The sequence below is a fragment of the Ruegeria sp. CG1 genome (assembly GCF_056537265.1).
Genome location: NZ_JBQFRF010000001.1, coordinates 389266 through 403639, shown reverse-complemented (window position 1 = coordinate 403639; position 14374 = coordinate 389266). Strand labels below are relative to the sequence as shown.

The window sequence follows — 14374 nt, the reverse complement described above, 5'->3', positions numbered from 1 at the left end:
CCAAGGGTCGTGAATTCTGAATATGATTAACAATTCTCACCAAAGGTGATATTAATCATCACATGATTGATAAAATCGACAAACGGGATCGCGCCCTGCATTTTCGCCAGCGCCTGGCCCGAGCGATGCAAGAGCGCAATGTCAGCCAAAGCGCCCTGGCACGCAGCATCGGGGTTGACCGATCTACCGTTTCGCAATTGCTGACCGGGGCGGGGGCACGCCTTCCGAATGCTCATGTCGTCGGCAGCTGCGCCTCGGCGCTTGGGGTTTCCGCCGATTGGCTTCTTGGGCTTTCCAACCGACCCGAAAGCGCGGCAGAACTATTGGCCAGTTCCCTCACCCTAACCGAGGCCGCCCGGGCATTGGTTGATGAGCGCATTTTTGAATGGCATCAAGAGGCCGCCGGCTACAAGATACGCTACGTTCCGGCTACCCTGCCCGACATGCTCAAGACCCGCGCCGTGCTTGAATGGGAATACGCTCCGCATCTCGGCCGTACTGCAGATCAAGCCATTGGCGCCTCGGCAGACCGGCTGGCATGGATGCGCAGCGCCCAGTCCGATTATGAGATTGCCATGCCGTTGTACGAGCTTCACAGCTTTGCCTATGCCACCGGTTACTACGAGGGACTACCGCTTCAGGTCCGGTTGGATCAGATCGATCACCTGCTGTCGGTGTGTGAGCAGCTTTATCCACGTCTGCGCATCTATCTATTTGATGCAAAACGTCTTTACTCTGCCCCCGTCACGATATTCGGCCCACTTCTATGCGTGTTCTATGCCGGAAGCCACTACATGGCTTTCCGAGACCGCGACCGGATTGAGGTCTTTACGCTCCATTTCGACCGGCTGGTTCGAGAGGCGGATATGACCGCGCGTGATTTCCCGGACCATCTGCAGCAATTGCGCTCAGAAATCTCTCAGACATGACCTGGGCTGAAAGCTGTAGTATAGTCACTTGGCGCGAAACTACAGACATTCCGATCTGAGATGGAGGATGACGGGAATGGACGCACTCAAAACCGCTGAATACGCACGTGCCCTTTATACGGCCCATGGCGATCGGGCCGAAGCCGAAGCTGCGCAGAAAATGCGCGAATGTGAAGCCGCCGGAAATCAGCAGGAGGCGCAGGACTGGCAAGCCGTCCGCAGCGCCATCCGCCAGATTCGGGGGCCAAATCAGGGCTGATTCACAGTTTCGGGTCAGGATTGACCGTATGGCCATCCACCGCGATTACCTGACCCGACACCAGCCTCGCTGCATCTGAAGCCAGGAATACAGCCATGTTCGCTATGTCCTGCGCCTCTACAAAGCGGCCCATGGACGTGCCCGAGGCATAGCCGTCGTAAACCTGATCCCGGGTCATGCCCTTGGCATCAGCCTCGCGCTGTAACACGCCCTCCATGCGTGGTCCTTCAACCGAACCCGGGCAGATCACATTGCAGCGGATACCGTGCGGCCCAAGCTCCATCGCCAGCGTCTTGCCCAATCCCACCATGCCCCACTTGGCCGCCGCGTACGGCGCGCGGTTGGGGTATCCGTACTGGCCTGCAGTCGATGAAGTGATCAAGATCGCCCCGCTGCGCTGCTGTTTCATCAGAGGTGCAGCGTATTTAGAGCACAAAAATGACCCCTCTAGATTGATGGAAAGGCATGACCTCCAATCCGTCAGGGAAACGTCCTCAACTGCTGCGGTGGGACCCGCTATCCCCGCATTCGCACAGAGCACATCAAGCCCGTCCCATTCGGTCTCAAGGTCAGTAAACGCAGCCGCGACAGCATCCTCATCCGACACATCAAGCTGGCTTTGCTTCCAATGCGCCGGGCAATCCGCCAACGCATCCGCATCAACATCCGCAACCCAGACCTGAGCCCCGGCAGCATCAAACGCTTCAGCCATGGCCCTGCCGACGCCAGAGGCGCCTGCGGTAATCAAGACCCGGCTGCTCATGCGGGCTTGCGGATCGCCGCGCCCGCGCCTTCGGGATAAGGCAACCCGGCCTGCGCCTCGGCAACCCGTGCCATCGCGGCCTCGATCTCGGGTGAAGGTCGGCTGGGGCGTCGGGTCTCAAGGCTGACATGCAGAAGAAAGCTTTCGCCTGTGGCCAACAGCGTTTCACCCTCGTACATGCTGTGGAAGACATGCAGCTTCTTGCCCTGCCCTAACAGCATCTGCGTACGGCATTCGATCCGCGACCCCGCATGGGTCTCCTGCATGTAACGGATGTGATTTTCGGCAGTGAAATAGCTGCCGCCTGTCGCGATATACTCCATATCGCAGCCAATGATTTCCATGAAACGATCCGTGGCTGCTGCAAAGGCCTCCAGATATTTAGCTTCATTCATGTGGCCATTGTAGTCGGTCCAATCCAGCGGAACGGCGCGCGACAGCGTGAGGATCGGCTGGCTCAGATCCGCCTCGTCCAGCGTCGGCAGCGCTCCTGGCTTCAAGGCCGCATCATGCTGGTTCAATACCGCCCCTGCACCATAGTTCTGGGCCTTCAGCGCCCGCATCATACCAACGAGGTTATTGTCCCGGATACGCTCCAACTCGCGGATCGAGTACTTGCCAGACTGCGCATCCGACTGATCCGCAATCATGTCGACCAACTCATCGGTGAACTCAGGCACGTCCATGAGCTTGGTCCAGGGCCATTTCAGCGCCGGGCCGAACTGAGCCATGAAATGCCGCATCCCGGCCTCTCCACCGGCCACGCGATAGGTTTCGAACAGTCCCATCTGGGCCCAACGGATGCCAAAACCCATGCGGATGGATTCATCGATCTCTTCGGTCGTTGCGATGCCGTCTTTCACCAGCCAAAGCGCCTCGCGCCACACCGCCTCGAGGAACCGGTCAGCAATATGCGCGTCGATTTCCTTCTTGATGTGCAGCGGGAAGAACCCCACCGAGGTCAAAAGATCTTTGGCCCGCGCGATCAAGTCAGGTGAATTCTTGTCGGTCGGAACCAGTTCGATCAGTGGCAACAGGTAGACCGGGTTGAACGGGTGTGTCACCACGATCTGCTCGGGTCGCAAAGCGCCTTCCTGCAACTCCGAGGGCTTGAACCCGCTGGTCGAGGACCCGATGATTGCATCTGGATCACAAGCCCCCTGCAAGCTCTTGTAAACCTTCAGCTTCAGATCGAGCCTTTCCGGTACGCTCTCCTGAATCCAGATCGCACCCTGAACTGCCTCACCGAGATCGTCATGAAAGCTCAGCGTCCCTTCTAGAGGCAGAGGTACATCGCTCAACCCCGGCAAAGAACGACGCGCGTTATCTAACACCTCACCGATCTTCCTCTCGGCTTCAGGGTCGGGATCGTATACCCGAACATCCCATCCGTTCAGCAGGAACCGGGCAGCCCACCCGCCACCAATCACTCCGCCTCCGATGATTGCTGCTGTTTTTGCTTGCTGTTCTTTGCCCACGATCCGCCTCTTCATCTGGCCAAAAATATCTCGGGGGTTTGGGGGCTGGCCCCCAATCCGCGACTACTTCGCAACCGGAGCCCGCTTGGTAAGCCCCAGCTTCTCACGTACTTCCTGCGGCCCGATCACCCGCGCGCCCATGTTTTCGATGATGCTGCCTGCACGCTCGACCAACTGCCAGTTTTCGGCCAGAACACCCTTTTCCAGCCACAGGTTGTCCTCCAGCCCGACGCGCACATTACCGCCCGCCAGAACCGAGGCCGCGACATACGCCATCTCATTGCGCCCCAGCGAAAACGCGCTGAACGTCCAGTCCTCCGGCACATTGTTCACCATCGCCATAAAGGTGTTGAGATCATCCGGAGCCCCCCACGGCACCCCCATACATAGCTGGACCAGAGCGTTCGGTTCCAGAACACCCTCTTTCACCAGCTGCTTGGCGAACCACAGATGGCCGGTGTCGAAGGCCTCGATCTCGGGCTTCACACCCAGATCGGTCATCATCTGCCCCATCGCCCGCAAGGCGCCGGGCGTATTGGTCATCACATAGTCGGCCTCGGCAAAGTTCATCGTGCCACAATCCAGAGTACAGATTTCAGGCAAGCACTCCGCTACATGTGCAACACGTTCAGTGGCACCAACCAGATCGGTTCCGGCCTCTGCCAAAGGCAGCGGATTTTCGATCCCGCCGAACACCATGTCTCCGCCCATGCCCGCCGTCAGGTTCAGAACCGCGTCTACTTCGGCATCGCGAATGCGGTCCGTGACTTCACGGTACAGCGCCAGATCGCGTGAAGGCGCACCGGTCTCGGGGTCGCGCACATGGCAGTGCACCACGGCCGCACCGGCTTTCGCTGCAGCAATTGCACTATCGGCAATCTGCTTAGGCGAACGCGGCACATGTGGGCTGCGATCCTGTGTCCCGCCCGAGCCGGTGACGGCACAGGTGATAAAGACTTCGCGGTTCATTTCCAAAGGCATGGCGTTATCCCCAGCTTATACCCGGTTTTACCGTGGGTTTTCCCCAGGCTTCTCCCCGGATTCCGATTTGCGTCAACGCCAACTCTGACGCAGCCTTGAGGGAACCACTTAGCAAAATGCGAATCAGACTTGATGAAATCCGCAAAAAACATACTGCAGCCCGAACATCGCGCCCTGAAAACGGCGGTGCTGGTGCTGGACGAATGCAACACACTCAGCTTCGCGGCCGCCGTCGATCCGATGCGTGCTGCCAACCGACTGGCGGATCGGCCCGCTTTTGATTGGGACTACGTCACGGCAACCGCAGAACCCGCGTTGCTGACCAGCGCTCTGAATGTGCAGGGCATTCCCCTGGCCCGGTTGCAGGGCTGCGATCTGTTGATCGTAGTTGCCGGATTCCAATTGGCCCGTCATGCGACGCCCAGCCTGCTCGCCGGGCTCCGCAGGATCGCGGCCACCGGTGCAACAATCGCCGGGATAGATGGCGGCCCCTGGTTACTGGCTGAGGCTGGATTGCTCGACGGTCACGCGGCGACGACCCATTGGGAGGATTTGGAGAACTTCGCTGCGCGCTTTCCCAATGTCGATGTGCGCCCTGACCGATTTACCGTCTCCGATACACGCCTAACCTCCGGCGGCGCCGTCCCGGCGATCGATATGATGCTCCATATTATTGCTGCACGTCATGGCGCGGGCTTTGCCGCCCGCGTGTCCGGGCTATTCCTCTATGAAGGTGCGTCTCAGCCCTCAAAACCACAAAGCCGCACCGGTGCGCCGCACCGTCACACCGCGCTCACTGCCAAAGCCAACTCATTGATGGAATCCTCACTGGACGACCCCCTGTCCCTTGCGCACATCGCCGATAGACTCGGCACTAGTACGCGCACCCTGCAGCAGCAGTTCCGCCTGCGCCTGAATACAACTCCACAGGATCATTACCTGCAACTCAGACTGGCCGAGGCCCGCCGTCTGGTTACCGATACCGACCTGCCGCTGATGGACGTGGCGCTGGCCACCGGCTTCGCCTCGCAATCCAGCTTCGCCCGCGCGTTCCGAACCGCCCACGGCCTCACGGCTCGCGACCTCAGGCAAGACCGTACGCAACCAACCCATCACTGACACGATCCAACTTCATCTGGCATAAAATACCTCGGGGGAGTCGCCAAAGGCGACGGGGGCAGAGCCCCCATCCCTTCAATATGGCATCGGAAACGCCCGATGCGCCGCACTGATCTCGGCCATCACATCGGACGACAGCTTCAAATCCTTACCCGCCAGAATATGTTCTAGCTGCGCTACATTTGTCGCGCCAAAGATGGTTGAGGCCATGAACGGACGGCTGCAACACCACGCCAGTGACATGTGGATCGGGTCCAGCCCATGCCGCGCGGCGACATCCAGATAAGCCGCCACTGCATCAAAAACGCGATCTGTTTTGCGCCCGCCCATATTCGGCACCAGCGCCATGCGTGATCCTTCTGGAACAGCACCCCCTTGATATTTCCCAGTCAGGAAACCTGCCGCCAACGGTGAGAATGATAGTAACCCGACATCTTCCAGAAGACACAATTCAGCCAGGTCGGTATCGAATAACCGGCAGAGCAAAGAGTATTCGTTCTGGATCGACGCGACCCGAGGTCCACTAACCTCATCCGACGCCCGCAACCACTGAGCGGTACCCCAAGCGCTTTCATTCGACAGACCAAAGGCGCGGATATTGCCCTTGTCCACCTGCGCCTGCAGAGCGATCAGGCTTTCGCGCATCTCGTCCATAATCTCGTCCCGGTTGTGACCCAAAGGCGCATAGTCCCAGTTCTGTCGGAACATGTAACTACCACGATTTGGCCAGTGGAACTGATAGAGATCTATGCAATCAGTCTGTAGACGACGCAGTGAACCCTCTATCGCCTCAGGTATGGTCTCTTTCGAGATTGGGGCGCCATTGCGCGCATGCACGAACCCTTCACCAGAGTGTTTCGTGGCCAGCACATAGTCACCGCGCCGCGAAGGATTGGCGGCATTCCAATTGCCAAGAATCTCTTCGGTCCGCCCGACCGTCTCTGCCGAGATCGGGTTCACCGGATACATCTCAGCCGCGTCGACAAAGTTGATCCCACCCGCAAGCGCCATGTCCATCTGGCGGTGCGCCTCAGTTTCCGAGGTCTGAGTACCAAAGGTCATTGTCCCAAGACATAAATCCGACACCATGATCCCGGTGCGGCCCAAAGGCTTCATATCCATTTGAAATCTCCTAAAATATATTTGTGACCGATCAAGCTTCGGCCTTTTTCTCCCATCGCCCGGATTCCTCGGACCAATACTGTGCCGAACACCCCGCCCCGGTCAGAGCCTTCCACTGCCCGCGCGCATGTTGAACCGCCTCCGGATCATTTCCGTCGAACAGAATGCAGACACGCTCCATGGTCGAAACTTCCTCCGCCTCAACCGTTGCCCCATCGACAGCCATCACACAGGTCGCGCCATTTGCAGCCCCTTGGCCGGTCGTCAGCAGAACGGGCTGTGCCGCGTCGTGCGGGCCACCTTCGCGGCCATGCGGCAGGAACCCGTCCTCAGGTCCCAGCCACAATTTCTCATCCAGCCAGTCCATCCGCACAGGGTCGATTCCCCGCACGGCAATCCGCCACCCGGCCTGTCGTGCCTTGTCGAGCAGCACAGGCAATGTGTGCTCTAACGGCTGGCGGGTCAGGTGGTAGAAATAGACGGCACCCATGCGCTTACTCGAAATTGTCCTGCACGAACCGGCTTAGCGCGCGGACGCCCCAGCCCGTGGCCCCTTTCGGCGCATAAGAGGTCTCGGAAGAGACAGAGGCCACACCTGCGATATCCAAGTGAATCCACGGCGTCTCTTCCTTGACGAAACGCTGCAGGAACTGCGCTGCGGTGATCGAACCTGCGGGCCGCCCGCCCACGTTCTTCATATCCGCAATGCGCGATTTAAGTTGTTTGTCGTAGCCTTCACCCAAGGGCAGCCGCCATGCGCCCTCGTCCTCGGCCTTGGCCGACTTCAAGAAGGCGTCGCAGAAGGTGTCATTGTTTGAAAACACACCGGCATTCTCATGCCCAAGACCAATGATGACCGCGCCCGTCAGTGTGGCCAGATCGATCATGCCCACCGGCTGGAACCGATCCTGCGCGTACCACATGACGTCACACAGAACCAAACGACCCTCGGCATCGGTGTTGATGATCTCGACAGTGTCGCCTTTCATCGAAGTGACCACATCGCCTGGGCGAGAGGCATTGCCCGAGGGCATGTTTTCGACCAACCCGACCAGCCCCACGACATTGGCTTTGGCGTTGCGCTTGGCCAACGCTCGCATGGTTCCGGCAACAACACCCGCGCCGCCCATGTCCATGGTCATGTCTTCCATGCCTCCGGCCGGCTTAAGCGAGATACCGCCGGTATCGAACACGACGCCCTTACCGACCAAGGCCAGCGGCGCGTCATCCTTGTCGCCGCCGTCCCATTGCATCACCACAACTTTCGAGGGGCTGACCGAGCCCTGCCCGACGCTCAGCAGCGTACGCATGCCCAGTTCGGCCAGCTTGTCCTCTTCCAGAACCTCGACCTTCAGGCCCAGCGATTCCATCTCGACCAATCTGTCCGCGAACTCAGTTGTCGTCAGCACATTCGCGGGTTCATTTGTCAGATCTCGTGTCATGCGCACACCGTCTGCGACGGCATAGAGCGGTGCAAAAGCGGCTTCGGCCTCCTCCGGCTTGGAGTGACCGATGGTGATCTCACCCGCCGGGTCTGAGTCCTTGGATTTGTGGACATCGAAATCGTAGGCCCGCAGTACCATGCCCAAGGCTACCTCTTCGATACGCGCGTGATTGGCGGCCATGACCAGCACGGGTTTGCCCGCTGCAGCTTTCGCCAGATTGGCCCCGGCCTTGCGCGCCTCGTCCGCGTCGGGGCGACGCGGCAACACCAGAATGTCCAGCGCCTCGGCCACCATTCCGGCAGGCCAGGCCAGCGAAATAACATTACCCGATTTGACCTTGCTGAACCGCTCGCTTTCGACCAGCCGCGCAACCGCGCCTTTGGTCAGGCGATTGGCTCGACGCGCGGCGGGGCTCATCTTGCCATCGGCGGGAATGAGAATGGCCACGCGCCCTTCGGTTTGCGCTATCGCATCAAGGTCAAAGGGGGTGAATCGGACGGGCACAAGACTGCTCATATCATTCTCCTGAAAAATGCGTTGCCCAAGACCTAGCCCGCGCAGCCACCGTTGACCAGATAGCAGTTTTCCCCGCCGGGCAATTGCATTATGGTCGCGCGAAAATAACGGCAGGCTCGGGGGAGAGAACGTGACACCAATCGGCAGTTACAGGCCGTCGCGCATGATTCCATGCCCGATTGTGATTCTTGGATGCCGGGGTTTGACGGGGATGCCCAAGTGATCCTCGACCGCTATTTTGCCCGCCGCTTTATTCAAAGCTTTCTTGTAATCGGCGGCATTTTTCTGACCTTGATGATCCTGATCGATCTGATCGAACAGGTGCGGCGGTTCGATGGCGTTGACCTATCCTTTGGCCAGTTGCTGCAACTGACGTTGCTGAACACACCGGCCGCGATCAGCGAGATGTTACCCCTGCTGATGATCCTGGCCACCATCGCGCTGTTTGTCGGCCTCGCCCGCAGCTCCGAACTGGTGGTGACCCGCGCTATCGGGCGATCCGGTATCCGAGCCCTGCTAGCGCCCGTATTGCTTGCGCTGACCATCGGCGCACTTGCTGTGACTTTGCTGAATCCCATCGCGGCCGCGACGTCGGAAGAGTTCCAACGCTTGTCCGATGGTTATCGCAACCAGGGTGGTTCAGCCCTGTCCATCAGCCGCGAGGGGTTGTGGCTGCGCCAGAGCTCAGCCAACGGTCAGTCGGTGATTCACGCAACCGGCACTGTCAACGGCGACCGGTTCGCCCTGCAGAACGTGACCATCACAACGTTCTCATCCGACGGCAAGCCGAACCAGCAAATCTCGGCCCAGCAAGCTGATCTGGAGGATGGATTCTGGACCTTGCATCAGGCCAAAATCTGGCCCATTCAGGACGATTTAAATCCCGAAGCAAATGCCACCAGCCATGAGATCCTGAACCTACCCACAACGCTGACCAGAGACCGGATTCTGGACACTCTCGGGCAAAAGGATTCGGTTTCGGTCTATGATCTGCCCCAGTTGATTCGTGATCTGGGCGAGGCGGGATTTTCAACCAAGCAATATGAGGTCTGGCTGCAAGTACAACTTGCGCGACCCCTGTTTCTGGTTTCGATGGTTCTGATCGGGGCCGCCTTCACAATGCGCCATGTCCGGTTCGGCGGCACCGGAGTTGCCGTGCTGACCGCTGTATTGCTGGGGTTCGGTATCTACTTCATCCGGAATTTCGCCCAAATTCTTGGCGAAAACGGGCAATTACCTATTCTGGTCTCGGCCTGGGCCCCACCCTTTGCGGGCATTCTACTGTCTCTGGGCCTGTTGCTCCATGCGGAGGATGGCTGATGCGCTCCGTCCTGTCTTTGTTGCTGTCGAGCGCACTGATCCTCTCGCTGCCAGCAGCAGTTGCCGCACAGTCCGAACCAGAAGGTGCCGCCAGCGAGGCTGACGCGACTGAACAGAATCAACCCGCCCTACTGGTGGCCGATGAGATATTCATTACCCCGGATCGCAAACTGGTCGCAGAGGGGAATGTCGAGGCCTTCCAAGGCGACGTCAAACTGACAGCGCAAAGCGTCACCTATGATCGCGAAACCGGCGAGCTGACCCTGACAGGCCCAATCCGGATCGATCAAGGCGGAAACAGCACATTGCTGGCCGATTCCGCGCAGTTGGACAGCGGGATACAGAATGGCCTTCTGATGGGCGCGCGCATGGTCTTTGACCAGCAAGTGCAGATCGCCTCAGTTCAGGCCACCCGTGCGGCAGGTCGCTACACGCAATTCAGCAAGGTCGCTGCAACCTCATGTCATGTCTGCGCGAATGGCAGACCCCCGATCTGGCAAATTCGCGCCCGGAAAGTGACCCATGACCAGCTTGAACGGCAGCTCTATTTCGAAGGCGCACAGTTCCGAATACTCGATGTCCCGGTCTTCTACTTTCCCACGCTGCGCCTACCCGACCCGACACTTGAGCGGGCGACCGGCTTTCTCGTGCCGTCGATCCGCACCACTTCGCAACTGGGCACTGGCGTTCAGGTGCCGTATTTCTTCAAGATCGGAGATCACAAGGACCTGACTCTGACGCCCTATCTGTCGCCCAAGACCCGCACACTTGGGTTTCGTTACCGGCAGGCATTCAAACGCGGGCGCATTCGGCTGCGAGGCTCTTATACACGCGACGACCTGCAGCCCGGTCAGGATCGGGGGTATTTCTTCGCCGATGGCCGGTTCGGTCTTGGATATGACTACCGGCTGACATTCGATATCAAAACAACTTCGGATGACTCGTATCTGGCAGATTACGGCTTGCCCGATTTTGACCGCCTGCGTAGCGAAATTGCACTTGAGCGGATCAAGCGTGATACAGCATTCAGAACCAGCTTCATCCACTACAAGTCCCTTCGGGATAGCGAAAATCAGGATGAAATCCCATCGCGTGTCTTCGACATCAACTATCGAAAGCGATTCTTCCCCAGCACCTTAGGGGGTGAAGTTGAACTAAGCCTCGATGGTCACACCCACACGCGAACCAGTGACGAAGATATTATTGGTCGCGACGTCGCCAGGGCAACATTCGATGCGGAATGGCTGCGCAACTGGACCTTTGCGACCGGATTACGTGCAGAGGCATTGGTGGGCGCGTCAGTGGATACGTTCAATATCCGCAATGACAGCGAGTTTCCGAACAATGTAACCCGCTCGACCCCGCGTGCAGCTTTTACCCTGCGCTACCCCATGCTGCGCCGCGAGCAGTCCGGTGCAACACAAATCCTTGAGCCAATCGCGCAAATTGGTTGGACGCATGTTTCGAACAATGACGTTCCCAACGATGAAAGTACCTTTCAGGAACTCGATCAGGGCAATCTTTTGTCCCTTTCGCGCTTTCCGGCCCCCGACCGCCGCGAAGACGGTGCAACCGCCGTTGTGGGCCTGAACTGGTCTCGGTACAATGCTGACGGCTGGCGGGCGCTGGCGACAATCGGACAGGTCTTCCGGTCCGATGCGGATCCGGATTTCACGCTCACATCGGGGCTGCAGGGTACCAAATCCGACATTCTGCTTGCCGGGCAATTGAATAACGGCAAGGGGCTGACATTGGCCGCGCGTGGGCTTTTAAACAGCGATTTCAGTTTTACCAAAGCTGAAATTCGTGCAGGCTGGTCTAGTGGAGATACGGCAATCTCCGGCGGTTACATCTGGCTCGAGCCTGATCCTGCTGAAGCGAATAATGATGAAATCTCGGAATTACGGGTGAGCGGTCGCTACCGCGTAGATCAGAATTGGTTGACCCGAGCCAACGCACGCTATGATTTCAGCGAATCTGAACCACTCCGCCTTGGGTTCGGCGTGACCTACGAAAATGAGTGTGTGCAGGTAAATGTGAACGTCAACAGACGCTTTACCTCCACATCAAGTATTGAGCCTTCGACAGAATTCGGCTTTACCGTTGCCCTGACAGGGTATTCCGTCGAAGGCGATGGACAGAAGTTTAAGAGAAGATGCAGTTGATCTCAGGTTTCACAAAATCTCTCCGCTCTGGCTGCCGTAGATCGGTGCTGCCGGTGCTGGCTGCCGCGCTTGTTGCAATGGCCACACCACAGGTTCAGGCTCAAAGCCTGTTCTCGCCTGCAATCCGGGTCAATCAGGACATTGTCACCTGGTATGAACTTCAACAACGTCAGCAGTTTCTCGAATTGCTCGGCGTTCCGGGCAGTTCCGAGCGCGAAGTCCGCGAAGCCTTGATCGAGGATCGTTTGCGCAAACAGGCGATGCGCGATGCCGGCATCGAAGCCGCGCCCGAAGATATCCAGACCGGGATTGATGAATTCGCCTCGCGCGGCAACCTCAGCAGCGAAGAGTTTCTGCAGCTGCTCAACGATGCGGGCGTATCAAAGGAAACCGTCCGGGATTTTGTCGCCGATCAACTGTCCTGGCGCGACTTTGTCAGTACCCGCTTTCTGTCGCAGGCTCGTCCCTCGGAAGATGAGATCAACCGTGCTTTGGGTCAGGGTGGCGGCGGCGGCCTACAGGTTCTGTTGTCCGAAATTATCATTCCGGTAACACCGCAGACCCTGGCGCAGGCTGAAGCCCTGGCCGATGAAATCTCACAACTTCCCGATCAAGACAGCTTTTCTTCGGCTGCTACGCAATACTCTGCCGCTGCCACACGCGAGAATGGCGGGCGACTGGATTGGCTGTCGCTCAACAACCTGCCTCCGGCCCTGCAACCCGTCATTCTGGGCTTGAAAAACGGTGAGATCACCGACCCACTTTCGCTCCCGAACGCCGTGGCTCTGTTCCAGATGCGCGGCATCCGCGAAGTTGCCGCAGGTGCCCCAACCTATTCCGAGATCGACTACGCGATCTACTACCTTCCCGGTGGCCGCAGCGCCGAAACGCTTGCAAAAGCCGAAAAGCTCAAGGAAGAGATCGACACCTGCGATGACCTCTACGGCATCGCCAAAGATCAATCGCCCGACGTGCTGGAACGCCTTACCCAAAGCCCCTCGGCGATTCCACGCGACGTAGCGCTTGAGCTGGCCAAGCTTGATCCAAATGAGGCATCGGCCACGCTGACGCGCAACAACGGGCAGACGCTGATGTTCCTGATGCTGTGCAATCGCACCCGCAACCTGGGCGAAGATACCACCCGTGTGGACGTGGCAAACGCACTGACCCAGCAACGGTTACAGGCCCTTGCAAACAGCCTGCTGGAACAGCTGAGGGCCGACGCTGTCATCATCGAACAATGATCGCCCCAATCGCGCTAAGCTGTGGTGAGCCCGCCGGGATCGGACCCGAAATCGCAGCCAAAGCTTGGGCAGCCCTGCGCGATACCTGTCCGTTCTTCTACATCGGCGACGCATCACATTTGCCCGATGGAACACCCATTACCCGGATCGCCGACCCGTCAGAGGCCACACCGGCCAGCGCCTCGGCTCTGCCGGTGCTGCATTTCGACTTTCCTGCCCCGAACACGCCCGGCCACCCCGATCCAGCAAACGCACTTTCGGTCATCGATTCTATTGAAAAGGGTGTTGAGCTGGTGAGTTCCGGCGCAGCCTCTGCACTGTGTACCGCGCCGATCCACAAAAAGGCGCTGATCGACGGTGCGGGCTTTGCCTTCCCCGGCCATACCGAATTTCTTGCTGCTTTGGCAGGCCGGTCACGCGTGGTAATGATGCTGGCCAGCGAACAGCTCCGCGTGGTTGCGGCCACCATCCACATCCCGCTCTCTCAGGTCCCAAGCGCACTCACCCCAGAAGTGCTGCAAGAAACCATCGAGATCACCGCCCAAGGCCTGCGCACCCAATTCGGTATCCACCATCCTCGCATCGCCATCGCGGGGCTGAACCCCCACGCTGGCGAAGGCGGGAAAATGGGTACGGAAGAGCTTGACTGGATCGCGCCACTGATCGCAGACCTCAATCCAGTCGATTGCACCGTGACCGGACCCCACCCGGCAGACACCATGTTCCACGCCGCGGCGCGCACGCGATATGATGCCGCGATTGCGATGTATCACGACCAGGCCCTGATCCCGATCAAGACACTGGATTTCGACAGCGGTGTGAACGTAACCTTGGGCCTGCCCTTCGTCCGGACCTCGCCGGATCACGGCACCGCTCTGGACATCGCGGGCCAATGCCGCGCGACCGCCACCAGCCTGATCGAGGCCCTGAAACTCGCCCAACGAATGGGCCATTCCCGCTAATGCTTCATCTGGCCCCAAATACCTCCGCCGGAGGCAAAAAAAACTCTGGTGCTCTCCCCGCAACCCGCGCG

At 58.8% G+C, this 14374-nt stretch carries 13 protein-coding genes; 7 read left to right on the top strand and 6 right to left on the bottom strand.

Annotated elements, in window-relative coordinates; translation table 11 throughout:
• Positions 1-62 precede the first annotated feature (62 nt).
• Both ACR0AU_RS02040 and ACR0AU_RS02035 read left to right on the top strand, forming a co-directional pair.
• A complete protein-coding gene (locus ACR0AU_RS02040) occupies positions 63-929 on the top strand; it encodes a helix-turn-helix domain-containing protein (protein WP_170396773.1) in 867 nt (288 codons plus the stop codon).
• Positions 930-1005: 76 nt separating this feature from the next.
• Positions 1006-1188, top strand: a complete 183-nt coding sequence (locus tag ACR0AU_RS02035) for a hypothetical protein (protein ID WP_170396771.1) — start codon at positions 1006-1008, stop codon at positions 1186-1188.
• A 1-nt stretch (position 1189) separates the two neighbouring features.
• Here the strand turns inward: ACR0AU_RS02035 and ACR0AU_RS02030 are convergent, their stop codons facing one another.
• The 3 genes from ACR0AU_RS02030 to bcoG form a co-directional block, all read right to left on the bottom strand.
• Entirely contained in the window at positions 1190-1951 is a 762-nt protein-coding gene (locus ACR0AU_RS02030) for an SDR family oxidoreductase (protein WP_170396769.1), read from the bottom strand.
• On the bottom strand, positions 1948-3429 hold the full coding sequence (locus ACR0AU_RS02025; protein ID WP_255612083.1) for a carnitine 3-dehydrogenase: 1482 nt from the start codon (positions 3427-3429) through the stop codon (positions 1948-1950). Before ACR0AU_RS02025 ends, ACR0AU_RS02030 begins: the two co-directional genes overlap by 4 nt.
• A gap of 63 nt (positions 3430-3492) precedes the next feature.
• Positions 3493-4410 (bottom strand): 3-dehydrocarnitine:acetyl-CoA trimethylamine transferase BcoG, encoded by a 918-nt coding sequence (gene bcoG, locus ACR0AU_RS02020; protein ID WP_170509547.1) that lies wholly within the window; start codon positions 4408-4410, stop codon positions 3493-3495.
• 132 nt (positions 4411-4542) lie between these two features.
• Here bcoG and ACR0AU_RS02015 point away from each other — a divergent pair, with 132 nt between their 5' ends.
• A complete protein-coding gene (locus ACR0AU_RS02015) occupies positions 4543-5529 on the top strand; it encodes a GlxA family transcriptional regulator (RefSeq protein WP_170396763.1) in 987 nt (328 codons plus the stop codon).
• Positions 5530-5604: 75 nt separating this feature from the next.
• Here the strand turns inward: ACR0AU_RS02015 and ACR0AU_RS02010 are convergent, their stop codons facing one another.
• From ACR0AU_RS02010 to ACR0AU_RS02000, 3 genes are read right to left on the bottom strand one after another with little or no spacing between them, the layout of a single operon-like run.
• Positions 5605-6651, bottom strand: a complete 1047-nt coding sequence (locus ACR0AU_RS02010; protein WP_480795196.1) for an aldo/keto reductase — start codon at positions 6649-6651, stop codon at positions 5605-5607.
• Positions 6652-6682: 31 nt separating this feature from the next.
• Entirely contained in the window at positions 6683-7141 is a 459-nt protein-coding gene (locus ACR0AU_RS02005; RefSeq protein ID WP_170732376.1) for a DNA polymerase III subunit chi, read from the bottom strand.
• 4 nt (positions 7142-7145) lie between these two features.
• Positions 7146-8612, bottom strand: coding sequence for a leucyl aminopeptidase (locus tag ACR0AU_RS02000; RefSeq protein ID WP_170732377.1), 1467 nt, complete (start codon positions 8610-8612; stop codon positions 7146-7148).
• Positions 8613-8831: 219 nt separating this feature from the next.
• Here ACR0AU_RS02000 and lptG point away from each other — a divergent pair, with 219 nt between their 5' ends.
• Genes lptG through pdxA form a run of 4 tightly spaced genes read left to right on the top strand, consistent with a single transcriptional unit; the run spans position 8832 to position 14303 of the window.
• Positions 8832-9932 carry an LPS export ABC transporter permease LptG gene (gene lptG, locus ACR0AU_RS01995; RefSeq protein ID WP_170406461.1) on the top strand — a complete coding sequence of 367 codons (1101 nt, stop codon included), beginning with the start codon at positions 8832-8834 and terminating at the stop codon, positions 9930-9932.
• Positions 9932-12097, top strand: a complete 2166-nt coding sequence (locus ACR0AU_RS01990) for an LPS assembly protein LptD (protein WP_170732379.1) — start codon at positions 9932-9934, stop codon at positions 12095-12097. The genes lptG and ACR0AU_RS01990 overlap by 1 nt, the downstream gene beginning before the upstream one ends.
• Positions 12088-13341, top strand: coding sequence for a peptidylprolyl isomerase (locus tag ACR0AU_RS01985; protein WP_170406236.1), 1254 nt, complete (start codon positions 12088-12090; stop codon positions 13339-13341). The genes ACR0AU_RS01990 and ACR0AU_RS01985 overlap by 10 nt, the downstream gene beginning before the upstream one ends.
• Positions 13338-14303, top strand: coding sequence for a 4-hydroxythreonine-4-phosphate dehydrogenase PdxA (gene pdxA / locus ACR0AU_RS01980; RefSeq protein ID WP_170732381.1), 966 nt, complete (start codon positions 13338-13340; stop codon positions 14301-14303). Before ACR0AU_RS01985 ends, pdxA begins: the two co-directional genes overlap by 4 nt.
• Positions 14304-14374 lie beyond the last annotated feature (71 nt).

What these genes read in the sequence shown, in the direction of transcription:
- ACR0AU_RS01990 (WP_170732379.1), top strand. Translation starts at nt 9,932, where the DNA reads ATGCGCTCCGTCCTGTCTTTGTTGCTGTCGAGCGCACTGATCCTCTCG.
- ACR0AU_RS02030 (WP_170396769.1), bottom strand. Translation starts at nt 1,951, where the DNA reads ATGAGCAGCCGGGTCTTGATTACCGCAGGCGCCTCTGGCGTCGGCAGG.
- ACR0AU_RS01985 (WP_170406236.1), top strand. Translation starts at nt 12,088, where the DNA reads ATGCAGTTGATCTCAGGTTTCACAAAATCTCTCCGCTCTGGCTGCCGT.
- ACR0AU_RS02010 (WP_480795196.1), bottom strand. Translation starts at nt 6,651, where the DNA reads ATGGATATGAAGCCTTTGGGCCGCACCGGGATCATGGTGTCGGATTTA.
- bcoG (WP_170509547.1), bottom strand. Translation starts at nt 4,410, where the DNA reads ATGCCTTTGGAAATGAACCGCGAAGTCTTTATCACCTGTGCCGTCACC.
- ACR0AU_RS02015 (WP_170396763.1), top strand. Translation starts at nt 4,543, where the DNA reads ATGAAATCCGCAAAAAACATACTGCAGCCCGAACATCGCGCCCTGAAA.
- ACR0AU_RS02005 (WP_170732376.1), bottom strand. Translation starts at nt 7,141, where the DNA reads ATGGGTGCCGTCTATTTCTACCACCTGACCCGCCAGCCGTTAGAGCAC.
- ACR0AU_RS02000 (WP_170732377.1), bottom strand. Translation starts at nt 8,612, where the DNA reads ATGAGCAGTCTTGTGCCCGTCCGATTCACCCCCTTTGACCTTGATGCG.
- ACR0AU_RS02035 (WP_170396771.1), top strand. Translation starts at nt 1,006, where the DNA reads ATGGACGCACTCAAAACCGCTGAATACGCACGTGCCCTTTATACGGCC.
- ACR0AU_RS02040 (WP_170396773.1), top strand. Translation starts at nt 63, where the DNA reads ATGATTGATAAAATCGACAAACGGGATCGCGCCCTGCATTTTCGCCAG.
- pdxA (WP_170732381.1), top strand. Translation starts at nt 13,338, where the DNA reads ATGATCGCCCCAATCGCGCTAAGCTGTGGTGAGCCCGCCGGGATCGGA.